Origin of the sequence: Cryobacterium sp. TmT2-59 (assembly GCF_004403545.1) — a bacterium.
In the GTDB taxonomy this organism is placed as follows: Bacteria; Actinomycetota; Actinomycetes; order Actinomycetales; family Microbacteriaceae; genus Cryobacterium; species Cryobacterium shii.
On sequence record NZ_SOGM01000001.1, the window covers coordinates 1 to 24,892 of the forward strand.

Here is a 24,892-nt window from a genome sequence, read left to right on the forward strand (position 1 = left end):
ACAGGGTTTAACACCCTCCGCCTTCGATTAACAGCGTCCACGCCGGGCCAGTCCGATCTGACTAGACGTGTACCGCTACCGACAATCGATTAGGACTCACTCATCTAGCGGGGCGAGCACCGTCGCCGATGCTGGTGATTCCATAGATCAGGCTCCCGCTTGCGCTGGTGACAAGGAAGGCACCGAGGATATCGAGGCCACGGCCCCTGCGGAGAACCGGCACCGCACGGACAACGAATGGCAGTAGCACCGCGACGACAACTCCAACGGGCACGTTGATGAAGAAGATCCATCGCCAGCCCGGACCATCCGTTAAGATTCCGCCGATCAGCACGCCTACGGCAGCACCGACGGCACCGACGGCGCCCCAGGCCGCGAGAGCTCGGTGGCGGTCGGCACCCGTGAAGCGGCTAGTCACGGTTGCCAGCGCCGCCGGGGAGAGCAGTGCGGCACCGACGCCTTGCACGGCACGCGTAGCGAACAGCGATGAAGCGTTGTCGGCGAACCCCGCGAAGAACGACGCTGCGGTGAACAATGTCAACCCGATCAGGAACATGCGCCGCGAGCCGAAGAGGTCAGCGAGCCTTCCTCCGAAGAGCAGTAGCCCGCCAAACGGAATGACGTATGCGGTAATGGCCCACCCGGAGAGCGCACGCTCGAGGCCGAGCTCGGCACCCAGCTGAGGCAGTGCCACATTCAGAACGGTGACATCGAGGATGAGCATGAACTGCGCCGCGGCCAGCAACACTAGCGCCAGCCATCGCGCGCGGGACGGCCGCTCGCCCGGCGCTGCTGAGGAAGGGACGGGATTATGAGTTCGGGTCGGGTGCGCCATGCGTGCTCTCTCTTAAGTCGTACATGTATGTTTGATTTCAAACGTATCACGTACACTCGTGTTTGAGATAGAGGCGATTTGTGCAGGAGTTCCTCGGGCTGGGCGAGCGGTTTAGGGAGCCGGGTCGACTCGGCGAGGTCCGCGGTCGCCGGGTCCCCCGCATCGCCATAGCGGACGGCCTTGGAGAGAATGGCGGGGGTCTTGATGTCCTCGGCGAGGCCGCGAATTGCACCGTCAGTCGACACGCGGGAGCGAGGTGTCCCAACGAGCGCTAGCCATCCCGTGCCCATCCCGACCAGCGGCTCGATCGCCGGTGCCAGTGGTCGATGGCAGGCTTGCCAACTTCGTCAACACCTGCCAAACGACCATCCGCCTTAACCCCGGCGGATGGGCCAACTCCACTCAGAGAATCTGTCAGCGACCTCCGCCTGTCGTAGGTAGACCTTGTCAGTGTCAGAGCCCGGACCTACACTCCCCATATCGAATGAACGTTCGATTGCAGGGGTTGGAGGTACGGATGGAACAGAGCTTCCCGCACCTCCACGTCGCCTCCGCGTACTCCCCGCACTACGGCGTGACCATGCCCGAGGCCCTCGTCGACCAGGCGGCCGCGGCCGGCGCTGACTTCCTCGGCCTGACCGACCGGGACGGGCTGTACGGGGCGGTCAAACACGTCCGGGCGTGCGCGGCCGCCGGGATCCGGCCGGGCCTCGGCGCGGACCTGGCCGTCCACGATGATGAGCACCGGCCACTTGGCCGGGTGACCCTACTCGCCCACGGCGCGGATGGCCGCGGCTATGGAGCGCTCTGCCGGGCCGTGAGTTCCGCGCACGAGGCAGGCCGGGTGCCGAGCATTGACCGCCGCCGGCTCGCCACCTGGGCGGAGGGCCGCACCCTGACCGTGCTCCTCGGGCCGCTCTCTGATGTGGGGCTCGCGGTAGAACGCCGAGACAATGCCGAATCGGTCGCGGGGTTGCGCGCGTGGCTCCGCGTCATGCCGATCGGCTCCGTCACCCTCGAAGTCGTCTGCCACCTCGCACCGACCGGGCAACGCGGGTCCGTGGCCGCGGCCACCCGGATGCTCGGCCTCGCCGAGGACACCGGCACCCCAGCCATCCTCTCCAACGCCGTCCGCTACGGCGAGCCGGGCGACGCGACGACCGCGGACCTCGCCGACGCCACCCGCCTCCTCACCCCGCTCACTCAACTCGAGGAACCGCAGGCGAACGGGCAAGCCTGGCTGAAAGACGCACAGCACATGCGCCGGGTCGCGCGGATGGTTGTTGACGCCGGCGCCCGGAACCCCGGCGCCCTCGACCAACTCCTGCGAACCACAAAGGAGTTGGCGGATCGGTGCGCCCTCGACCCGGCCGCAGACATCGGACTCGGCACACCCCGGATGCCGGAAGCGTCGATCATCGGTGTCGTTGGCGACCCGGTCGCTGAACTGTGGCGGCGGGCCCGGCACGGCATCGACGACCGCTACGCCGGCACCACCCTCGCACACGCCGCACACGAGGAACTCGCACATGAGATGGAGACGGTCGAGCACCTCGGGTTCGCCGCGTATTTCTTGACCGTGGCCCGGGTTGCCGACCTGATCCGGGGCATGGGCGTCCGAGTGCAAGCCCGGGGGTCCGGTGTTGGCTCCGTCCTTAATTACGCGCTCCGCACCTCGTCGGTCGAGCCGATCGAGAACGGCCTCATCTGGGAGCGGTTCCTCTCCCCCGAACGCCAGACCCTCCCCGACATTGATATCGACGTCGAATCCGCGCGCCGCCACGACATCTACCGGGAAGTGTTCCAGGTCTTCGGCGCCGACCGGGTGTCACTGATGTCGATGACCAACGCCTACCGGGGGCGAGGCGCCGTCCGGGACGCCGGGCTCGCCCTCGGCATGCCCGAGGACCAGGTCGCGGCCATCGCGAAGCAGATGTGGCGATTCAACGCCCGCGACTTCCGCCGCGCCCTCGAGGAGAAACCCGAACTCGCAGACCTCGCCGTGCAGGTCCGCGAGTCGCAGCAGCTGGACCAGCTCGTGGACCTGACCGCGAAGCTCGACCGGCTCCCCCGCCACATCAGCGTCCACCCCTGCGGCGTCATCCTCTCCGACACATCTCTCCTCGACCGCACCCCGGTGCAACGCTCCGGGATGGGGCTGCCGATGTCCCAGTTCGACAAGCACGACATGGACCCGATGGGACTGATCAAGCTCGACATCCTCGGCGTCCGCATGCAGAGCGCGATGGCCTACGCGATCGAGGAGCACCGGCGCCTCACCGGCGAGACCATCGACCTGGACCGCGTGCCCCTTGACGACGAACCCACCTACGAAATGCTCCGCACCACCCGCACCCTCGGCGTCTTCCAGCTCGAGTCGCCCGGGCAGATGGAGCTGATCGGGAAGCTCCAACCGGCAGTGTTCAATGACCTGACCGTGGAGATCAGCTTGTTCCGCCCCGGCCCCATGCAGGCGAACATGCCCCTGCAGTATCTGAAGGCGCGTCACGGGGAAGTCGCACCCGACCACATGCATCCGCGGTTCAAACCCTTCCTCGCCGAAACCAACGGCGTCGTCGTCTTCCACGAACAAGTGATGCGACTCTTCGACGAGCTGACCGGCTGCGGGATGGGCAAGGCCGACGTGTTCCGCCGGCACCTCGGCAAATCCGGCGACCTCGCCGAGATCGAAACATACGTGCGGGAACAGGCCGCCACCCGCGGGTTCCCGGCGCCCGTCGTCGACCGAGCGTGGAAGGTGCTGTCCGGGTTCGGCAGCTTCGGATTCGCCAAAGCACACGGGGCCGCGTTCGCCCGCACGACCTATGAGAGCGCGTGGCTGAAAACGCATCACCCGGCAACGTTCTTCGCCGGGCTCCTCACCCACGACCCCGGCATGTGGCCCAAAGATCTCATCGTCGCCGAAGCCCGCAACCTCGGCGTCCCCGTCCTCGGCCTCGACGTCCAAAAATCCGCACTGGACTACCGGGTCGAGCAACTGGGAGACGGGCAACTCGCCATCCGACTCGCCCTGCCGGAACTCGCCGGATCCAGCGCGCTCGAGCGGCAGCGCATCGCCGAGCATCAACCGTTCTCATCCCTGCAGGACTTCCGGGACCGGGTGCGGCCGCGCCGCCGCACGTTCGAAGCGTTGGCCCGGGTCGGCGCCCTGGACTCGTTCATCGGCTACGACCGGGCCCGCCGCGGCGACCTGCTCGCCCACATCCAAGGCCTGGGCGGCAAAGCCCTCCCCGTCGGCCCCGACCAACTCGCCTTCGACATCGAACTGCCACTGCCCGACTTCTACCGGGCAGTCACCGCCCTCGACCTCCGCGGCCGCACCCAAACAGACGTGGAACTCCGAGACCTCGGCCTCGCCGTCAGCCAGCACCAAATGACCCGGTTCTACCCCCTCTTCAAAGAACTCGGAGTCACCCCCGCCTCGGGACTGGTCAACTTGCCAGGCGGCACCGAAGTCTTGGTCGCCGGGGTCCGCCGCGCCACCCACACACCCCCGATGCGAAGCGGCAAACGCGTCGTCTTCCTGTCCCTCGACGACGGCAGTGGGCCCGTATCCAATGTGGTGTTCTTCCACGATGCCCAAGCGCAGATCGGGGCACCCGTGTTCCGCACCCACTACGCCCTCATCCGCGGCCGAACCCGGCGCACCGGCGCCCGCGGGGTTTCAGTGACCGGCGAGCAGATGTGGGACCTGCTCGACGTGGCAGGGAAAGTCCGGGCCCGTCAGGCCGTGGAACGGGAACGGGAACGGGAACGGGTTGTGGTCGAGGAGGAGGCCGCGGACAACGTCATTCAGATGTGGAGGCAGAGGGCGTGAGGTTCCGGACTCAATTGAAAGCGGACGAGATTGGCACCTCGATGTCATCACGAGCCACCACCACGCCGTTCCTCACGATATAACACTCCACCAAGTGCCTTCCACGGAAGCTCGTGACTTCTCGGCGGTCGCGCCCGTGACTGGATTCGATGATCTGGCCGCGGACACTCTTGCGGCGCTCCGCCTCCGGACCGCGGTTGAGCACCTTCCAGCGCACGTCGAAGGGCTCCGGTACATCTGATCCAATGATCTTGAACGTGAGCTCTTTCTTTGCGGGCAGTAGACGCGACAGCCGCACGGTGTCTCTTAATGAGTGCGGCCGGAAACCGTCCTGCGTGACTGTGCAATCGATCGTTACGTCGTAGCGCACATCGAGGTAATACTGATCCTCGATGAACTCCTCAGTTTCGTCGGGGGAAGCCCCTGCGCTCAGGGACTTGAGCACATCCACGATCGGCACCGAATTCCCGAAAACGGCCCGCCATTTCTTGGACACGTTCTTTTGCCCCTCCGCTTCAATCGCCTCAACGCTGAGGTCGTATGCCTTCTTCGCCTTGCGCTGGAACTTCTTCTTGACGCGGACATGCTGACGGCTGCCCAACGCAAGGTAGCGTTCCTGGTCTGGCTGCTCGGCCAGGAAAAGGAAGAAGTCCCGGACCATCTCGTCATAGCTACTCATTGCTATCGAACGGTAATCGGGATTGGTGGTCATGAAGTTGTAGGCCAGAGTGTCGATGAGCAAGCCACCCAGCGCTACCCCGTGTTTGTTCTTCCAAGCCCGGGCGAGCTTACACAGCTGACGGAGATTGCCCTTTGTCGACAGGTTCTCCGACCGCATGGCACTGATCTCCTCACGTGGTTTCGTAATCTTCCATCCGTCGGCATACGTGTCCGGGTAGGAGAAGGACTCGTCGTCGTTCACAAACACCGGCTGCACTTCGAACATGAAGTTGGCGAACTCCACCACGACGACGAGCCGGTCCACCGTCACCGACGTGCCGGGATAGCGGGCCTGGATGGCCTCCCTCGTCCGTGAAAGGATCCGGGAGGCGTCGCCATCACTGTTGTAGTCGCCCCGAATCGCCGGAGGCAAAATGAACAGCAAGTCGAGGTCGGAGATGCCTTTGATGGCCGTCCATCGACCATAGGAGCCGACCATCAACTTATGGTTCGTCGAATCGTCCAAGTACCGAAACTCCCTGTTGAGAACCTTCGTGATTTGGTCCCGACGCATCGCCAGCGTTCCGCTGTTGTCGACACGGAGGTTGTCGAGCAGTCCGTCGAAAATTTCACTTACCTGAGACAACGGGTACTTCTCTCTCAAATCGAAGTTCAGCGGGGAGTAGGTGGTCGATCTCGCTCCCGGAAAAAGTAAGTTCCGCGTTGAACTTCAGCGCCTTCTGCGCTCGCGCGTATGCTTCAGGCGTCGTGCGCGGCGCGTCTGCTGCGGCCTCCTGCGCTATGGCCTGCAGGCGGTCGCGCGTCTCTCGTCCTTGCTCGACGGATACCGACTGCGCTGTCAGGTCGACAATCAGCGAAAAGTAAGACTCACGTATGTTCCAGAACTTCGCTGCCGCCTCACGGTGTTGTTGCATGCCTTCACCATGCTGAAAGGTCTTGTCGCTCAGGCTTGCCGCAGAGACCAGCACCGCAATGAAGGATGTGGCCAGAGCGGCCCACTGACGGTCTAGAACGACGCCGAACAACGAGACGAGAAAGGCGCCCGAACTAATTGCGGTCAGGGCCACTTTGATGCACCTCTGCCGTCGGTCGAGCCCAAAGCAAATATCGGCCTGCTTTTCGTGCGTCTTGTGGGTGTACGCCGCCCTCCCATAGATTTCGCGTATTTGCGCAAGCAATAAGTCTCGATCGCGCGGAACGTCGGTGACGCTACTGTTTTCGGTCATCTGTGAACTTCCCCCCATGAGCGACGGGACGGACCGAGGGATTCTCGATCGCGCCGGCGGCATTACCTGCTGACGGAAGTACCGCGCCTACTCTGATTTCAAACTAGAGGAGACCTCCGACACCCCTGACCTGCCTGTGCTAATCGTGAGTCGGAGATGCGCCGAAGGCGAATCTCAACCGATCAGATTAGTCAGAGGAGTCTCACACCCATTGGGACATGACGTCTCGCATATACTTCTGCTACTTCTGCTGGAATTGTTGCCCATGCCATTTGTAATGAAACACCCAGGAGCAGAGCGACCAAGCTGATCATATGGAACCAGACACAATATTTGACGCGGCAATCGCTAGCTTGTCTCGCAACAAGCTCCATATAGCTGACGCTCCGATCCTTGTCCCGCCGAAACCCGGCCTCTATGCGATCTACGGCGATGCATCTGTTTGGACGACACTAGGTGTTACATCCACCGTGGACAGTGGGCCCCTCTACGTGGGCAAGTCCGAAGATGATCTTCTCGCGCGCGAGGTGTTCACCCATTTCAACGCAAGTGCCGCCCGGAAGCCCGCCACCGGATCATCGACCGTGCGCCGCTCTTTTGCTGCCCTCCTGCGCACCGAACTGCACCTGCAAGCGCAGGCGAGGAACCCCCTGAAACCCGCCGACTTCGCCAGCTACGGCCTCGTCGGAAATGGAGACCTAGACCTCACGGTCTGGATGGCCCAGAATCTTGAACTCGCCATCTGGGAGAAGCCCGAGATTCCAGGGTTTGCGCTCAAAGACATCGAGACGCAGGTCATTCAACATTGGGACCCGCCCATCAACATTCACAAGGCGCCGACCAGCCGACGCCAGTTGAAAGCTCTTCGGGCGCTACTCGCACGGGAGGCCCGCGTGCGGTCCAACGTTAGCGGGACGTTCAGTGTTTGAGTTTGAGCCGGCAATGCAGGATATTGCACGGTGGCCAAGTCACGGTCTCGGTCCGCGGGTCGGTCCCACTGCACCATCAGTGGCGCCGATACTCTCTGAGCATGACCACCACCACCGAAGCAGTCGAGCTGGAACCTTTGCGCGGGCCTCGCCACGGTGAAGAACGGATGTACGACCTAGCTCTCAGTCTGGGCCGTGCAACTGGCCGCCAATACCCCTGGATTTGGGATTCGCCACAGGAGATCGGTGAAAACGTCTATGCCAGGACGACCCCATCGATTCTTCAAATCGGTGGCCCCGTACCGACGCGCACCATGTACCGTATCGTCACTTGGGCCACGTTCCTTCTACTCGTAGCTTCGATCGTCAGCCTGTGGATGTGGCTGTCCGGCATGCCGATGGATGCTCGACCTGCTCACGCCCGCTGGCTGTTCCTTCCGCTCGCACTCGTGATCGTGTGGGGTCTCACTTATTTCCTTGGCCGAGGGATCTTGGATTCCGTCGTGCGCAAGCGAATCGCCCGACTTGATTGGCTGGCGGAGGTCGCCTGCCGGACCGCGTTCGGTGGCATCGAAGAACGCCAGGCTACGGCCTACGAGTACCTCCCTGGTGAATCCGGTGAAGCGTTCGACCCAAAGGGACCAGCACCACTCCCACAGCCGTACGGTGCCTCCGGTGCGGGAGCGGCAGAACTCGCCGCGTCATGGATGCGATTCCTCGGCGCCGGTGACGCTCGGAGCATGGACCCGACCACCGGCACTAACGCTCAATCGACGAACTATGTGTCGCGTGTAGATAGCGGCGCTGACCTAACAGAGGTCACCGGGGTCCGTGAGCTGGCCGGAGGGGCTGCCGTAGCGAAGCGCCGGGCACTTTTCTTCTCTGCCGCTGGTTTCACCGACGAAGCACGGCAGTTCGCCGACGTGGCCGACATCGCTCTGTTCGTTTTTGACGCGACCGCCGGGACTCTAACCGGTGCTAATTTCCTCGGCGAAGCGGTGTTCCGAACCGGTCTTTGAGGCCCATAAAGCTTGTAGCGGTGGCGGTGGAACGCCGGTGAGCTATCCGAGTGGACGTCGTTGAATTCGATCAATCACCGCGCCCAGGCCGGGTTCAGATGACATGGCAAGACGTAACCTCGCTACCCGGGCAACTTTTCGAGCATCGTCGACGGTCAGCCTCTCCGTCGGCATGCGCTCAATGACCTCCTGCATCGCAAACTGCACAACCACCGACTCGACGGGCACACGCGGTTTCCCCCGATGAGCCCTAGCCCGGTTCTCCATCTCCGCATCAACGACAAAACGTTCACTATTACGGTGGACATTTGTGACGACAGCTTTCACGAGGCGGTCGAACTGCTCCTGCCGCTCTTCGCGTGGAACCACTGCCTTCGCGGCACGCACGGCCGCGGCGACGTCGCGGCTGGTCAGCAGGTCGACGCGGCGCATTCGTTCTGTAACCCGTTCGACAGCTCGGGCGTACACGATGTTCTCAACCGAGACCGGTGGGAGGCCCATGCGCGTCCTGGTCGCCACGTATGATTCGGCGAACTCCCGTGTGCGGGTACCATTCTGGCGCATATGTTCCGTCAGCGATTCGGCGAAGACAGTGAACTGCCGCACATGCTCGGGCAGCGTTGGGTCACGGAAATACGCGTCGGCTTCGCGTTCGTTGGTCCGACGTTCAGCGGCGGTAGCCAGGTGAAGTTGCCTCGGCGGAAGGCCTGCTCGACTGAGCGTGCGCTTGAGACGTTTCGCCGCAGCGTTGGCTTCGAGCTCCGCCTGGTAGATCTCGGGGTCGGCACGACGGATGCGCTGCACCTCGGCGCGGCGCTCCTTGTTGCGCTCGGCCCACCGTTTGTGAGCTTGCTTCGTGCGGTCAGGGTCAGGGTCGGCATCCCGTCTGGCAGCGGCGCGGGCGTTCACCTCGTCGCGGTGGTTGGCGTAGTAGCGGTTGTAGTACTCCCTGACCTTCTCGCGGTTCTCCTCCACCCACCGCTGCTGATACTTGCGCACGCGATCGGGGTGCGCTTCTCGCCAGCGTTTCGCACGCTCTCTTCCGCTATCACGCAGCTCGACCTGGCGTCGCTGGCGTGCCGTTGCTCGACGCATCGAGTCGCGATTGAGCTGGCGTGCTCGCTCGAGGTGCTCCGCCCGCCAGCGCCGATTCATCTCGCGAACCCGGTCGCGGTTCGCCTCAACCCACGTGCGCCTGGTCTCAGCGTGTCGATCCGGCTGCCTATTGCGACTCTCCTCGCCAATGACGTGATCGTGGTCAGGCGGCTGACTCACCAGCGCCTTCCGCGGCGCGGTGTTCTCGTCGAATGGGCCCTTCATGTTCGCTGCTACTCAGTGGGCGGCGGCGCCAGCTCGATGACGAGGGCGAGAAGTTCAGAACGATGCGCCGTTGGATTCGTGATCACGCGGCCAACGGCGATCCGGAGCCTCTCGGCGTCTTCATCTGGAATTCCGGCAACGGGCACCATACAGTACTCAATGTCCTTCTGGACGCTGTAGTCGCCATCGTCGACCGCGATCTCCGGATAGTAGAAGAGCGCGGCAAGCGCGGTGCGACTGAGCAGGTCGTCGAACTGCTCCTGCGGGATCGTCATAGTGAAGCCTCCTGCCGACGTAGTCGTGTGCGTCAATCCTGCCGCAAGTAAGAGGTGCGCCAGCGATGATTGGAAGGGCGAACCTGACCGAGACTCCGACCCGACCAACAGGCTGGTGCAGACTCAGGCACGCATCGACGAAAGCACCAGCTCCGTCGATTGCTCGAGCCCGACGTCATTGCGGAGCACGGTCGACGTCGCTCGACGTCGAGCCTGAGCTTCACGGCCACGCACCCGAAACAGCCGGATCAGGGTCACGGGCCCGGCCACAAGAAGCTTGAGTGCGTTCCACATGAACAGCAGCGCGAGCACGTTCAGCCAGCCCGAGCCGCCGGCTTCGACTAGCCCGGCGCAGAAGACCGACGCGAACGCGTATGGGACAGCGAGCAGCATCATCGGAACGCCCCACTTGAGACCGCGCCGGGTGTGGATCGCGTCAAGGACGATATTGGTGGGCATGAACCGCCGCACGGCGTAGTGGGTACGGGCGGTCACAGCCCAGATGAGTCCGAACATGCTGCAGCCTTTCAGGAGTTCGGCAACAAGAACCTGGAAGGACTGCCCGTCGAACGGGAGTCATGCCATCGCAACAAGCGGTGGCGCGAAATAGAGATTGCCGAGGAGAAAAGTCTAGAACTCGATGCCGGTGGGCGGAAGACCCGCTGTGACAGTCTGTCTGGGTGCCCCGTAGGCGTTGCGTTCTTGGGTGAGACGCTGCGCTGCATCGAGCGCGACACGAGCGCGGGCTGCATCAAGCCTCTGTGCCGTCGCCTCCGGTGCTGGCCCAAGCGCCCGTGCGCTGACAACGCCGTAGCGGTCCCGATAGGCCGCGACCGCACAAGCGTGCTGTCGCCACTCGAGGGCCGCCGATCCCCGCGGCGCATCCCCGAGGGCTCGAGTCCAGGTCTCCCCTGCGAGCAGCGCCCGGTCGAGGACGGCGCTCGCTCGCGACTCGATCAGCTCACTGCGCTCGTCAAGGGCCTGGCGCATGGCAGCATCCATCGGCCCGATGGCCTTGGGGAAGAGCCCGGCGACGAGGCGAGGCATCCTGTGCGATCGACCCGCTCCGGTATCTCGAGCGACTACCGATGCGACTCGGGCTCGAAGCACGGCCGCGATGTCCTGGGCATCCGTGAACCCGCGTGCCGCAACGACACGCGAAAACAGGCTCGCAAGGTCGAAATGGTGGGCCTCGGCTCGCCGGAGCTCCGCAGTGAACGGACCGAAGGCATCCGAGTCGACGACCTGGTCAGCCTGATCAGGCGGGAGGCCACTCTCGCGCACCAGCGACGCCCACCTGTCGTGCTGCGCTGCGGCCGCAATGGTTTCGTATTCCGCCGCGAGTTGTTCGATGGATCCCCATGCGTCCTGCTCCGCCGCGATCGTCTCGTGTGCGGACAGTTCGGCGCCGACGTGATGCAGAACACCGTAGAGGGTGCTGCGTGCCGTCGCGTCAGCATCCTCGCCGGGGCGTGGCCCAACGTGGGCGACATCGGGTCGGTCGATGGCGACGTAGGCGGAATTCGCCTCGCGGCCTCGTGTCATCGCGACGTAGAGGTTCTCTCGCGTCATGCCAGACGCGACGACGACGTGCGCCGTGTCGGTCGTGATTCCCTGCGCACGGTGCGAGGTGATCGCGTAGCCGAGTTCGACGTGGCGCCCGACATACTCAGAGGGAAGCAGCACGGTGCTCCCCCACCGGCGGCCGTGCCGTCGCACTTCGATCGAGCCGTTCCGGTGGACGCCGATTACGGCCCACCGGTCACCGTTGCGCACCCAGGTTCGGGCTGAACGAAGCGAGCGATCGTTGCGGCGCGTGATGATCGTGTCACCGACAGCCGCCTGGGTTCCGTCATGGAGCGCAACTTCGCGCAGCGCATCGACGCGACCCTCCAGGATCAGTTCGGTGCGGGCTCGCACGTTCAGCGACGCAACCGCCTCGGTCGAGTCGCTGATCAGAACTGTGGCTTTGCCTGCTCGGGTATCTGACCGCCAGGCCTCGTACGCGGCATCCGCCATCGCTTCAGTGCTGCCATCGCGCACGCGATCATGAGCGATATACAGGTCGATCGACTCGGGGTTGCCCTGGCGCAGGCCGAGGGATGCCGTCTTCTCCCACACGTGGATGAAGCGGTGCACGTCGATGAGTTCGGGCGCATCTCCTCGAGCGTGGACCAGCAGAGACAATGCGCCGCCAGCATCGACCGACTGGAGCTGGGCGTAGTCGCCGACCAGGAGAACTTTCGCGCCAGCATCCGCGGCGAGGGCGCTGACCCGGTCCAGGGACAGGGTGCCAGCCAAGGATGCCTCGTCGATGATCACGAGCTGACCGGCGTGGAATGTCGCGCCGTTTACGAGGTGGTTCTGCCACCACTTCGCCAGGTTCTCGGTCGTGATGCCGAGGTCTTCCGTCAGCACCTGCGCGGCGGCGGCCGAGGGAGCGAGCCCGACGACTGAGCCCGCTCCATGAGCTGCTTCCCAGGCCCGTCGGAGCGCGTTCATCGCGGTCGTCTTGCCGGCACCGGCCGGCCCAACCAGGACATCGATGACTCGTCCAGAGCCGGCAATTGACGCGAGCGCCTCGAGCTGGTCATCGGCGAGCACTCCGCCACCGGGCAACTGCGTGCGCGCGGCCGAACGTAGTGTTGTCGCCGAGACTCGTGGTCCGGTCTCGTCGGCGGCGCGCTCGAGCAGCCGCGTCTCTGCATCGAGAAGCTCGGTGGAGCTGAACACGATGGAGTGCTTCGGGCGGAAGACCGACCTGCCATCAGCCCGTTGGAATTCAGCCGGACTAGACGCGAGCTCGGGCGGGGTGATCCGCAACGATGCAACCTCGGCGGCGTCAACGACGAGCCCGATGATGGCCTCTCGATCGGACGCTGACCAGAAACGGTGTTGCATCGTTTGGCGGGCTGCCTCGGCCGTGAGATTCCAGTGCCGCCAGGTAGAACGCTTCTCGCTGACCGCCTTCATGACACTCAACCCGAGTGCATCAATTGCCGCCCGAGGCAGGTCCTCTGCGCGTAGGACCAACACAGGCGGGTGCACGGATGCGACGCCCGCCAGCGTCGCCACATCATCACCAAGCACACGCTCGGCGCGTTCTCGCCACGCCGCAGTGAGTTCGGCGAGCGAGCGCACTTCCTTTGCGGGCCGCGTGGAGAGGGTGGCCTGAGCGCGTAGCTTCATGATCGTCACCGGATTCGGACGACGACCGTACCGGTTCACGTAGGCCTCGATCAACTGGTCAGTTTCGACGTCAATGTGCCGGGACCTCGTGGAGAATTCCGCGACGAGGGCTTCGGGAACGAAGCTGATCGCCCATGCGGGGTGGCGATCTCGCCCCCGCTCCCGCGTTTCCCAATGCACGCCGAGCGATCGCGTGAGTGCATCTGCGAACAGGGTCTCGTGCATCTCGGAAAGCGCAACCACGGCCTCGTGCATCGGCCGCCCATCAAGTGAGCGCCACTTGCCGTCGAGCACGGTCTGTACCTTGTTGCTGATCACGACATGCGTGTGCAGATGAGGGTCGCCGGCCCGGCTGTCGACGTGATCGAATGCCGTGGCGATCAGGCCGGCCACATCAACTTGCGCAACGGCGCCGTCCTTTGCTGTTGAACCGGTTCTCGTCGCCGCGACCTCACGTTCCATGTAGGCGATCACCTCGGCAACGGCAGCGTGGTGGGCCTCCGCGATGCGCGCCTGTGTGGGTGCGTCTGCGATACCCCAGAGGATGCTGGCCGACTTCGGGATCGAGAAGGTGAAATCGAAGCCGGCCACAGCCCGCCGCCGGGCTCGTCCCCCGTGGACCTCGGCGGGAGACGCAGTCGACGACGCTCGCCCGACAGGGCCCACCTCGAGCCCACCCTCACCGGGGCCGTCCGAGACTCGGGCCGCGGCGGTCCCGTAGATCGGATACGCGCGCCCGAGGGGCTCGCCGGTGACCGGGTCGCGGCCCAATCCGATCAGCAGTTGCAGCTGCCCCTCCGTGACGACGTCGCCCTTGACGATGAGCTCCCCGCCGAGACTCCGGAGGCCACCGCCCATCCACCGACCCGACGGCGTGCCCTCCGCCGTGTAGTAGCGAGTCAGCGGCGTCGACAGCGACCGCTTCCCGTCACCAGCGGCGACCGTGCGAAGCAGATACTTGTACCCGTCCCCGGCACTCATCACCCGCATCGAAACCGTCACCGCACCCACCTCCGCCATCGCAACGAAGGTGCGCCACCTCGATCTGCAAGAGGCGTGGTGGCTCAGAAAGAACGGAACTTCAGGTGAAGATCTCTAAATCGCGGTAGCGCGAACTGTATCGTGCACCGAGTCGTTCTGCTGCACGGTCAATCGCCGCATCTGGAATGCCCACGTGCGTCAAGATCACGAGAGTAAGCACGATCCAGTTGGCGTCCCGAATGCCGCGCAGCAAGACACCGTCATCCCAGATGCCGCTAGAAACCGCGTGGGCAATGGTATTTCGAGCCTTGAGGAACTGCTTCGTCCATTCTTCGATGGACAACCGTGCTCGCTGCCAGACATCATCATCGACTTGTCGGATGAGCTGCTCCACTTTCGAACGGAATGTGGTTCTCCCGAGATCGCCCTTGAGCTGCGCCACAACCTCCTTCTGCGCGTGGTTCAGGCCCGTCAACGATTCCAGAGCTTCGAGAATCGGCCTAGATTCGTCGGGACTTAGTCGCGGAGCTTCTTGTTGTTGAAGCGCCGTAGCGACTGACTCAATTGCCGCAGAGCTGAGAATCACGTCCGCGTCGACATATCCAGGCTGGTACCGCAACCCCGCGAGGATCTGGAGGACAGGCTTCCACTCACTGTATGCCGCCCACCAACGCTCGATCGTGTGCTGAATCCAGTCACCAGCGAGTCTCAGCGAGTATTCAACCGGCGTGCGCGGCGTACGCTCAAACGGCGCGTACTTATCTCGCCCAAAGACGCTCACGGTCTGCCCGGATGCCTCAGTCGCCACTAGCGTGAGTTGCCCGCACGGCAGGTCAGCCGCGAGTGTGAGCATCGTCTGAAAGACGGCGAGCTGAGTCTCAAAGTCCTCCAACGGAACCGGCTCCAGCGCAACTAAAGTGATCGAGTTCCCTCCACTGCGTAGCTTCGCTTCCATCTGGGGCGCTCCGTCGACCTCGGGAAACAGCAGGGCCTGCGAGGGGCTCCGAGCCGCTCCGTCCTCGTGTCGGTAGGAACAGGCCGACGCCAGGTGCTCGAATGTCGCCGTCACGGTTGTGTATTGAGCATTATCCACAGCTGATCCGACCCTGAGTTCATCGACGCGCAACCCGAGGTCACCGTCGATCCCGACGATTGTTCCGCGGATGAGCGTCGGTGTCCCGTCAAGAGATGCCGTGAGGACTCGTACGCCCGTCTGGCCTGTCGCATACGAGAAGCTACGCGGCGACTTGAGTATCCACCGCCCGCCACGTTCGACAACTTCGGCTGTGCCGTCGCGTGCGCCACCACCGATCGACTCAAAAACGACCGAGGTCGATGGCCACTGAAAGTGCTCCGAGAATAGCGCCACAGATCGACCTATGCCGTGACGAGCTGCATCAGCTCGGTGTAGTCAGTGACGACGTCGTAGGTAACATCCTCGTTGTTGTTACTCAGGGTCTCGAAGAACTTGCGCGCACAGTCAATTTTGGCGCCCTCGACACCTTTAAGCTGAAGTGTCGATAGAGAGCCTTTGGTTTCAGCGACAAAATAGACGTGCTTGACGCTACCTTCTGTGAAAGCGATTGCCCAGTCGGGATTGTAGTCACCGACAGGGGTCGGGATGAAGAACCCGCGTGGGAGCTTCGCGTAGACAGCGACCTCGGTACTCGTGTCTAGCTCGGTGACGAAAGCGCGCTCAATCTTCGAGTCCGTCACCACGAAGTCGTAGACGTGTTTCTTGAGTTTGCCACCCGCCTTGCTGAAGTCCTGCGCGGTTTGATTCTCGGTGAAGATCGCCGAGTCGAACCGGTCCTCCAGCGTGTCATACGCCAGGTGCTCAACGATGACAGTCGCCTTCTGCTCGTTGATTAATCGCGCCGCCTCTGTGATGAATTGCTCCGGGTTGAGCCGGAACTTCCCGAACGTGCCCGTCGCCACGCCTCGCAAGATCGCGGCGACCGTCCGGCGTGTCAGCTGAGTCTTCTCGGTGAGCTCACCGAGCAAGTCGTACTTCACCTGCGATCCCGCGCTTCTGGTCTCGGTGTGGGTCTGCGTGGTCGACACCAGGAACCCCGAGCCGCTCGCGAGATCGTCAGCCTCCAACTTCTCTCGCTGCTGCCCAGCTTGGACGACATACTGCATCGTCGCGACGTTCAGGTGCTTGTCCAGGTGCGCGATCGACTTGCGGACAAGCTCTTCTGAGTCGAACTCGACTTGGTAGACCACCCTGTGATTGATCCGGCCCCAGAGCTCCTGGAACTCCTTCTTGGCGAAGTTGACTTCGTTGAGTGGGATCTTCTTCGGCTTGCGGTCGTCGGTGATCTTCGGTGCCGCGATGTGTAGAGCGTCAACGAGTTCGGCAACCTGGTAGAAGTACGGCTGCAGAGAGGCCGGCAACTCGGGCATCTCAGGTAATTCGGCCCGATCGAGCCACTTGTCGGTGAGGTGCTGCTCGTAGTCGACAAAGGAGTTAACCGTCAGCCAATACTGGAGTTGCTTTGCCTCGTCTGACGTGATCGTGTGAGTAGTTCCGGTAGCAACATCCTCGACGGTCTTCCCCGCAAAATACTCTGGGGTGGCCTTGCGCGGTCGCGCAGCTAGGGACTCCGAAATCTCCTTCTGGAGCCCGGCAACGAAATCGGTGTACGACTCGTCGGTAACCACCGTCAGCTCGTTGATGTCATGCACAGTGGAGGGGTTGTCCATGCGTATGCCGTGCTGGTCGACGGCGAGGCGTAGACCGCGGCCGATTTCTTGGCGTCGAGAGACAGTGTTGTCGCTCTTTTTGAGCATTCCCATGACAAACACGTTGGGGTTGTCCCATCCCTCCCGCAGTGCCGAGTGGGAAAAAAGGAACCGGACTGGCTCGTTGAACGAGAGCAGTCGTTCCTTGTCTCTGAGGATCAGGTCGTATGCGTCGGTGTCGGTGGACTGACCCTTTTCGTCACCGCGGCCGGAGACCGTGCCGTCGATCTGTTGCTTGGACTTCTTGTCGATCGAGAAGTATCCTTCGTGCACCCGTCGGACCTCATCGCGCCGCAAATACTGCTGGAACTCCTCGGTCACGTCATCGATCGCCAGCTCGCCGAGAACCTCATCGCGGATCGTGTCGAACTCCTCCTCGAATATGCGGGCGTACTCGCCGAGGGTATCTTCGCGTCCGTAGTCACGGTATTTGGCGACCTCGTCAATGAAGAACAGCGAGAGTACTTTGATGCCCTGGCTGAACAGCGCACGTTCCTTATCGAGGTGGGCGCGAATGACTTCGCGAATCTGGATGCGCCGCTTCGTCTCTTCCGTGGCGTCGCGGTCGGCGAGCTGCCCGGCATTGGCGACGTCACCGTTACTCAGCTCGATCACGTCACGATTCGCGTCGATCTCGGTGATGAACAAGCCTTTGTAAGCCTCAATGCCGTTCGATACATCGTGCAGGTTCGCACCTACATCGAGGCGCTTGACCTGACGTTTAATGCCAGTCTGGGTCTGCACTTCGATCTCGATCCGGGCGCGTGGTTTCGTGCCCTTGGCGATCTCAATAGCGTCCAGGTAGAGGTATGCGGTGGTCCCGGCCAGACCTTTGACCGTGATACCTCGCACCGCAATTTTCTTGACCAGCTTCTGGTTGTAAGCATCCAGTGCATCGAGTCGGTGCACCTTCGTGTGTTCGACCTTGTGTGTGGCCGAATAACGAAGCATCATCAGCGCATTGAACTCAGCTAAGGAGGCCAGCGACTTCTCGGCGCCGATCTTCTGCGGCTCATCGATGATCACGATCGGTCGATTGGCCCTAATGATGTCAATTGGCCTTCGAGAACCGAAGTCGTCTAAACCAAGCATTTCCGTAACGCCGCGGCTATTCACACGCGGCGTCCCGAAAATGCGCCTGTTCTCCTTGCCCGATGAGTTAAAGGACTGGATGTTGATGATCATCACTTGTACCCCGGCGTCGGAGCTGAAGCGCTCGATCTCATGCAGCTGAGAAGAGTTGTAAATGAATGATCGCGGCTTGGTCCCGTAAAGCTGCTGGAAATGCTCTGAAGTGACGTCAAACGATTTCTTGATACCCTCACGGATTGCAACCGAGGGCACGACGATGATGTACTTCGACCAGCCATACCGCTTGTGAAGCTCCAAGATCGTCTTGATGTAGACGTAGGTCTTTCCGGTTCCGGTCTCCATTTCAACGTCCAGGTTCGGAGTTCCCGGGGCAGCTTTGCTATCGATAAGCGTCGTCGACAGCGGCAGGTTGCGAGACCGCTGGACCTTATGAACGTTCTCCAGCAGTTGGGTAGACGAGAGTGCGATGTCGGCGTTCCGAAGACCAGAGTCGGGCGTAACGCTCGTCTCGAACAGCGTCGGGTTCGCGGCAGGCGTCACCTTGCCTGGGTCGATTCGATAGGAGATGCCGTCGTGCTTGGGCTGCCCGTCGAAGACCTCAACAACCGAGTCGACAGCATGGGTCTGATACTGCTGGACTTTGAACTGTAGCTTCATCCCGATCAGATCGCCTTCACGTCGGTCGCCGGAGATACCTCGCGGAAGACCTGCTCCGCGTTAATCCGAGCGTCATCCGTTGCGAAGCCGGAGTCGCGGAACACAGCGCGCAGCGGCTGACGCTTCGCGATCGAATGCACAACCGCTGGGCTGACTTGCTCGTCAAAGCAGGCGATCAGAGCGCCATCCTCCACGACGAACACCTCTTGCTGCTCAATGTGTTCGACACTGATGGGCGCTGTCAGCTCAAGCCCCCAATCCAGGAGAACTTGGAACAACAAATCCTCACCAGCGCGGTCTGGCTTTACGCTGCCCTCAAGTGAGTCAAGCGCGAGCTGATGGGTCTCATCAGGCGCGCGCAACACATCTGCCATGTTCGTGGTGTCCACACGTGCCAATCGGTATCCTACGTCTAGGACGGGAATTTGCTCAGCGAGTTCCGCAGCGACGTTCTTGATGCGTTCAAGACTCATTCCTAGAATCGAGTTGAACGTAGGCTCAGGCGTCGTAAGCGGCTCGAAGATTTGCACCGAGATGAATCGGCGGTTCCCGCCATCTGCGGCGTTCTGAGCGAGGACAGCGTGCGGTGTTGTTCCGCTGCCGTTGAAGAAGTCGAGAACGATATCGTCCCTGTCGGGTGACGTGGCAAGTTGAAGGATGCGCTGGATGAGCCGCACTGGCTTCACCGAGTTGAGCACATTTTCCGTGTGCTCAAACGGCACATACTTGAGAAGCGTCTTCTTGGCTTCCTGCGTGTGCCCTACCTCAGAGTACGGCCACAGCGTCTGCGGGGTGCGTCCCCCCGACATATCTGATAGGAACCGCTTAAGTCGCGGCATGTTGTCATCTGCCTCGCCCCACCAAATGCGACCATCGGCATCCATGGCCTTGAACTTCGATTCAGCGAATCGCCAGTAGGACCCACGGGGTGGCCCTGCAATGACTCGCCCACTCGGTGTCGTGATTGGATACAAGCCCGCAGAGTATGGATTGCGAGCGGCAAGGTCAGACGAGGTCCATGGTCCTCTAGGGTCATCATCAGGATTCTTATATCGGGCGTCCATCTCCTTGGTCCTTGGGAGCGGGTTGGGCACCCACGAAGACTTGTCTCGGGCGAACACCAGAATGTAATCGTGGTCCTCTGAGAACCACTGTGCTGAGTTTTTTGGAGAGAAGACCTTCTGCCAGATGATTTGGGCAACGAAGTTTTGTGCTCCGAACACTTCCGCGCAGAGCTTGCGCAGATTGTCGACTTCGTGATCGTCGATCGAGATGAAGATCACACCGTCGTCCCGGAGCAGATTGCGCGCAAGCTTGAGTCGGGGATACATCATGCTCAGCCAGTCAGAGTGATATCTACCATCGGTGTCGGTCAGCCCAACCAGCCTTTGTCCTTCTTCGTCTGCTTGCCCGGACCGAAAGAGGTATTCACGTGTCGTTTCCGCGAAATCGTCGTTGTAAATGAAGTCGCGCCCAGTGTTGTAGGGCGGGTCGATGTAGATTAATTTGACCTTCCCGAGGTAAGACTCCTGGAGCAGCTTGAGTACATCCAGATTGTCACCCTCAATGAATAAATTCTTGGTGGCGTCGAAGTCGACCGACTCTTCGCGGATGGGCCGCAAGGTCTTGGCAATGGGTGCGTTGGCGGCGAAGGCTGCGGCACGCTTGCCGGGCCAGTCGAGCCGGTAGCGCTCCTGGGGCCCGTCTACGACGTGGTCGGAGAGCTCCTGGCGCAATAGATCGAAGTCGACCGCCGCCGTGACGTGGCCGTCAGCGTCGACGGACTCGGTGACGACAGTCGGGAACAGTTCGGCGAGCTTGTCGATGTTGGCGTAGGTCAGGTCTTTCGACGTCATGCGTAGTTTCTCCACTGGTTACCTCTGCTGATCGAGTTCTTGTTGTTTAGTTTTCAGGGTGCGGCGCAGCTCAACCTTGCGGTTGAGTTGAGGCTCAGTGCGAATCTTCCGCTCGAGTGCGGTGATCTCGCGTTCGAGCTTCCGCACAACTGACAGCCTGTCTGCCACCTCTGACATCTCCTCGCCCGGTCGCACCGAAATCGGCGTCAGCGGATCCAAGATGGCCGCGTATAGGGCCAGCAAGGTGATCGCCGTTGGGAGCGGCTGCCGCTCGGCGTCAGCGGGGAGCCAACCAGTCGAGTAATAGGCGCTGATCTTCGGCGCGCCCGTGCCAAGCTGCTTGTGTGCTGCGACCATTCGGACGTGCGATCTGCCCGCAGCTACTCGGATGATCTCGAAGATGATCGGGTACTGGATGGCCTTGTCGATTGCGGACAGCACCTGATCGGCAACGTCACCGGTTTTGGTGTCTATTTGGAAGACCTGAATTTCCGGCACAGTCAAGTCGCCGGGGAGGTTGACGGTCGCCTCGGCAAGCTTGTAGGCCCAGGTGATGCGCTGGACCTCGGACACGAACTTCTCACGCACGGCGGTACTGACAGTGCCGCGCTCGTAAAACTTCTCTTTGGGCACACGGCTGCCGAACTTGGCCGCGGGAGGCCACCTGTACAACAGATCAACCATTGGCGTCCACTGCCTGGGCGGGGTCAACGATGACGACAAACGCGGTGAGTTCGAAGTCATCGAGCCCCGCGATTGTTTGACTGAGGGCTGTGGTTTGACCTGCGGTGAAAAGGCTGTCGATGTCACGTTCCTCAGTGACGTCGATCATCGAGTGGATCGCGTTGGTGAGCAGCTCAGAGTACTTACCCATCTGTGCGCCCTCGCCGGTGGCTGCATTGAAGGCATGGACTACGTCGGTGACTGGTTTCTCGTGCGGACGGCAACCAGCACGGAGCAGATCAAGAAGGCGTTTAGCTTCGGTGTGATCGGCAATAACTCGGCCTTGATCGTCAAGGTAGACGAGGTAATGCGGGTGAAGCCGGTTGCCGCGGTTCAAGTTCTCATCAGCGTTCACGTTTCGTAGTGCAAAAATCACGCCTGGCTCGAGCCCTATGCTCGGGTCGGCCGGCACCACGGCGTGCAGCCCCTTGGGTGCGGCAGCAAGGTCACCGTATTCATTGACGTAGCCGAGCAGATCCATTCGGAAATCGTTGAGTCCGAGGTCTGTGATGGATACGCCGGTGCGGACGTCTTCCAGCTCGATGACGTCGTCTTGGAGCCTGCGGAGTTGTTCTTTGCGGAACGCAGCATCTGAGTTTTCGAGGGTGAGAACGTTGTCGTCGGCAGTGCTTGCAAGGTCAGCAATCACCATGCGGTTTTCCACACGTTCCTTGAGGTTGATGTATTCATCGAGGGAAATATCGGGCCAGAAATTCACGAGCTGAATTTGGGCATTCTGGGAGCCGATGCGGTCAATGCGCCCGAACCGCTGGATGATGCGAACAGGGTTCCAGTGGATGTCGTAGTTGATCAGGTAGTCGCAGTCCTGGAGGTTTTGACCCTCACTGATCACATCGGTGCCGATCAGCACGTCAAGTTCTCGGTTCTCGTTCGGCATGGTCAGGTGCCGCTGCTTCGAGCGCGGCGAAAACATCGCCATGACCTGCTGGAAGTCGAACCCGGTGCCGACGGTGGTCTTGGCGCCGTGGCTACCACCCGTGATGACTGCTGTCTCCAGTCCGGCTGCCGCAAGGATAGGAGCGAGTTCTCGGTAGAGGTACCTTGCGGTGTCGGCGAACGCCGAAAACACCAGCACCTTTCGATTGCCATCGTTGATCGGGTACTCGGCCTTTCGCTCAATCAGCTGTTTGAGCTTGGCCAGTTTGCGGTCGTTCTCTGGAGTGATCTTGCGCATCTCATCGAGCAGCTCTCGAAGGGTCTCGCGGTCGTTCCAGAGGTCCTGTTGCCAGGACACGATGTCGATGTCGTCGAGGTCGATTTTGATCTTCTCGCCGAACGAGATCGCCTCGATGTTCGCATCGTCTTCGTCATCGAGGTCAAGATCGAAATCGGTCAAATCAACGGCATCTGTCAAGGGACCGTTGTGAATTGATAGACGTTGAAAGCGTTCATCAACCGTGCGTTCGATCTTTTCGAGCGTGAGCCGAAAAGCTTCGACGGAACTCTCCAGCCGTTTGAGGAGGTTGACCGTCATGAGCTTTTTCAGGCCCTGCTCGCGCCCCGCTTGGCCAAGGTTGGAACGGGCACTGCCGGCGGTCACGTTGTACAGGTCTTCATACTTGGCTCGCCTGCTCGGGAACACGTAAGCCATTGGGGTATAGACGGCAAGCGTGAGAGCCTGGAGCTGCTCAAAGATGACGTTGAAGCCCGGCACATCCGCCAGGTCAGTGAGTGGCTCTCGGATCGATAGTGGTGCTCGGCGTTCCGGGAACGCACCAATCTCAGTGGTGTCGTAAAACGCCTGAATGTGTCTACGGGATCGGGCGATGGTGACTGCGTCGAGCAGTTCAAAGAAGTCGAAGTCGAGCATCTGAAGGATGCGATCCGTCGTTCGATGTTCTAGATTCAGCTTGGACCACTCGTTGAACACCCGCTGGGCGTCAGAGAAGACCTTCTCCACGGTCGTAGAGAGATTTAGATGCTGAGCGAGGTTCTCAGACTCACCCTCGTAGGCGAGTTGGAGCTGGTTTTTCAGATCGTTAAACCGGTTGTTTACCGGAGTGGCCGAGAGCATCAGCACTTTGGTTTTCACACCCTCGCGCATGACTTTCCTCATGAGCCGCTGATAGCGCGATTCCTTCTCCTCGGCATAGTCGGCATTCCGGAAGTTGTGCGACTCATCAATCACGACAAGGTCGTAGTTGCCCCAATTGATCCGATCCAGCCGCAAGCCTAGCGACTCGCCCTTGGTTCGCGAGAGGTCAGTATGCGCGAGGACGTCATAGTTGAACCGGTCGGACGCAAAGATGTTCGTGGTGAGGTTGGCGTTGTAGTTTGTCCAGTTCTCCGCCAGTTTCTTCGGGCAAAGCACCAGTACTGACTTGTTGCGCAGCTCGTAGTACTTGATCACCGCCAACGCCGTGAACGTCTTGCCGAGACCCACTGAGTCGGCAAGGATGCATCCGTTGTACGTCTCCAACTTGTTGATGATGCCAGTCGCGCCGTCGCGCTGGAAGTTGTAGAGGCTCTGCCAAACCTTGGTGTCTCGGTACCCTGTTCGATCGTTCGGGAGGACATCTTCGTTGATGTCGTCCAGGAACTCCGCGAACACGTTGTAAAGGATCAGGAAATATACACGCGCAGGTGAGTTCTCGGCGTACACGGTGGAAATGTGATCATAGACAGCCTGGGTGACATCGTGGAGTTGGCTAGAGTTGTGCCAAATCTGGTCGAACAAGTCGAGGAACTGCTGTGTCTCGCCCGGCCCCTCAAATTTCGTCACTACATTTGAGACAGCCGGGCCACTTTCATAGCCCAAATCAGTCGTTGTGAAGCCTTGAATCGGGAAGTACGCCGCGCCGTCGTCGACCGCGGCAAGGGGCTGCATCGGGTTGCCTGTTGCGTTGGATCGAAACGTCACCTTGCGGCGCACCCATTCAGCGCATTCCTTAGCGATGGCGCGCTGGGTGAGCTTGTTGCGGAGCTTGATCTCGAACTCGCTGCCGTACAAACTCGACTCAGCATTTCCTGGGGGGATGAAATACTCGCGTCGTTCCTTACGGAGCTTGTCGGTAACCTTCTCGGTCACGAACGAGGGCGAGGTAAAAATGAACTCCAGTTCAGAGACGTGCTCAAGTTCTTCACGGAGAGCCTCGAACGCAAAGATCGAGAATGTGGATGCGGCGATGCGGACTTTGGAACCCGACGTGATCTCCGCTTTGAGGTCGTCTCCGAGCAGATCGGTTACGTTGTTAATGATGCGCAAGCTGTCAGTCCCCTGCCCCGTTGCTGCCTGAGTCGGCGGCGCCGCGGCCGATCTTGCCGGCGGGCACGTGTTTCTCAGCGATCCTGCTAGAGACGGTGACTTTAGTCACACCGAGGTGGCCGGCGATGTCATCTGCGGACGACCACGGTTCCGGCACGCCGCCCCCGTCTGCTTCGCTGGACCCTAGTAGTTCAACGTTCACGATGTTACCGGAGCGCACCCGGTCCACTGGGGGATCTCAGGGCGTGGCCTGGTTTTCTTGCTGGTCTAGCTGGAATTATGCACGTGGAATCTGTTTGC

At 61.4% G+C, this 24,892-nt stretch carries 15 protein-coding genes; 3 read left to right on the top strand and 12 right to left on the bottom strand.

Translation table 11 applies throughout. The features are described 5' to 3' along the window. Positions 1-100: 100 nt before the first annotated feature. Complete coding sequence (locus E3T24_RS00005; RefSeq protein ID WP_198419658.1) at positions 101-748, bottom strand: MFS transporter; 648 nt, start codon at positions 746-748, stop codon at positions 101-103. Positions 749-1,352: 604 nt separating this feature from the next. On the opposite strand from E3T24_RS00005, the gene dnaE reads away from it, so the two are divergent. Then, a complete protein-coding gene (gene dnaE, locus E3T24_RS00010) occupies positions 1,353-4,673 on the top strand; it encodes a DNA polymerase III subunit alpha (RefSeq protein ID WP_166789136.1) in 3,321 nt (1,106 codons plus the stop codon). Between the two features lie 10 nt (positions 4,674-4,683). Here dnaE and E3T24_RS00015 read toward each other — a convergent pair whose 3' ends face one another. After that, positions 4,684-5,979 carry a hypothetical protein gene (locus E3T24_RS00015; RefSeq protein WP_198419659.1) on the bottom strand — a complete coding sequence of 432 codons (1,296 nt, stop codon included), beginning with the start codon at positions 5,977-5,979 and terminating at the stop codon, positions 4,684-4,686. Then, the gene (locus tag E3T24_RS00020) at positions 5,963-6,580 is read right to left on the bottom strand and encodes an SLATT domain-containing protein (RefSeq protein WP_198419660.1); all 618 of its coding nucleotides are present in this window, start codon (positions 6,578-6,580) and stop codon (positions 5,963-5,965) included. Before E3T24_RS00020 ends, E3T24_RS00015 begins: the two co-directional genes overlap by 17 nt. Positions 6,581-7,071: 491 nt before the next feature. On the opposite strand from E3T24_RS00020, the gene E3T24_RS00025 reads away from it, so the two are divergent. Together E3T24_RS00025 and E3T24_RS00030 are read left to right on the top strand one after the other, a co-directional pair. After that, the gene (locus E3T24_RS00025; protein WP_134434103.1) at positions 7,072-7,509 is read left to right on the top strand and encodes a GIY-YIG nuclease family protein; all 438 of its coding nucleotides are present in this window, start codon (positions 7,072-7,074) and stop codon (positions 7,507-7,509) included. 101 nt (positions 7,510-7,610) lie between these two features. Next, entirely contained in the window at positions 7,611-8,528 is a 918-nt protein-coding gene (locus E3T24_RS00030; RefSeq protein WP_134434104.1) for a hypothetical protein, read from the top strand. Positions 8,529-8,570: 42 nt separating this feature from the next. On the opposite strand, the gene E3T24_RS00035 is transcribed toward E3T24_RS00030, so the two are convergent. From E3T24_RS00035 to E3T24_RS00075, 9 genes are all read right to left on the bottom strand, one after another. After that, positions 8,571-9,848, bottom strand: a complete 1,278-nt coding sequence (locus tag E3T24_RS00035; RefSeq protein WP_134434105.1) for a hypothetical protein — start codon at positions 9,846-9,848, stop codon at positions 8,571-8,573. Between the two features lie 8 nt (positions 9,849-9,856). Then, positions 9,857-10,123 (bottom strand): hypothetical protein, encoded by a 267-nt coding sequence (locus E3T24_RS00040; protein ID WP_134434106.1) that lies wholly within the window; start codon positions 10,121-10,123, stop codon positions 9,857-9,859. Positions 10,124-10,246: 123 nt separating this feature from the next. Continuing rightward, complete coding sequence (locus E3T24_RS00045; RefSeq protein ID WP_134434107.1) at positions 10,247-10,639, bottom strand: sulfate permease; 393 nt, start codon at positions 10,637-10,639, stop codon at positions 10,247-10,249. A 114-nt stretch (positions 10,640-10,753) separates the two neighbouring features. Then, positions 10,754-14,302, bottom strand: a complete 3,549-nt coding sequence (gene mobF, locus E3T24_RS00050; protein ID WP_134434134.1) for a MobF family relaxase — start codon at positions 14,300-14,302, stop codon at positions 10,754-10,756. A 91-nt stretch (positions 14,303-14,393) separates the two neighbouring features. Continuing rightward, on the bottom strand, positions 14,394-15,662 hold the full coding sequence (locus E3T24_RS00055; RefSeq protein ID WP_134434108.1) for a hypothetical protein: 1,269 nt from the start codon (positions 15,660-15,662) through the stop codon (positions 14,394-14,396). 8 nt (positions 15,663-15,670) lie between these two features. Next, entirely contained in the window at positions 15,671-18,787 is a 3,117-nt protein-coding gene (locus tag E3T24_RS00060; RefSeq protein WP_134434109.1) for a DEAD/DEAH box helicase family protein, read from the bottom strand. 5 nt (positions 18,788-18,792) lie between these two features. Then, complete coding sequence (locus tag E3T24_RS00065; RefSeq protein WP_241978570.1) at positions 18,793-20,643, bottom strand: site-specific DNA-methyltransferase; 1,851 nt, start codon at positions 20,641-20,643, stop codon at positions 18,793-18,795. A gap of 18 nt (positions 20,644-20,661) precedes the next feature. Beyond that, positions 20,662-21,327, bottom strand: a complete 666-nt coding sequence (locus tag E3T24_RS00070; RefSeq protein WP_134434111.1) for a DUF4391 domain-containing protein — start codon at positions 21,325-21,327, stop codon at positions 20,662-20,664. Then, positions 21,320-24,592, bottom strand: a complete 3,273-nt coding sequence (locus E3T24_RS00075) for a helicase-related protein (protein WP_134434112.1) — start codon at positions 24,590-24,592, stop codon at positions 21,320-21,322. Before E3T24_RS00075 ends, E3T24_RS00070 begins: the two co-directional genes overlap by 8 nt. Between the last annotated feature and the right edge of the window lie 300 nt (positions 24,593-24,892).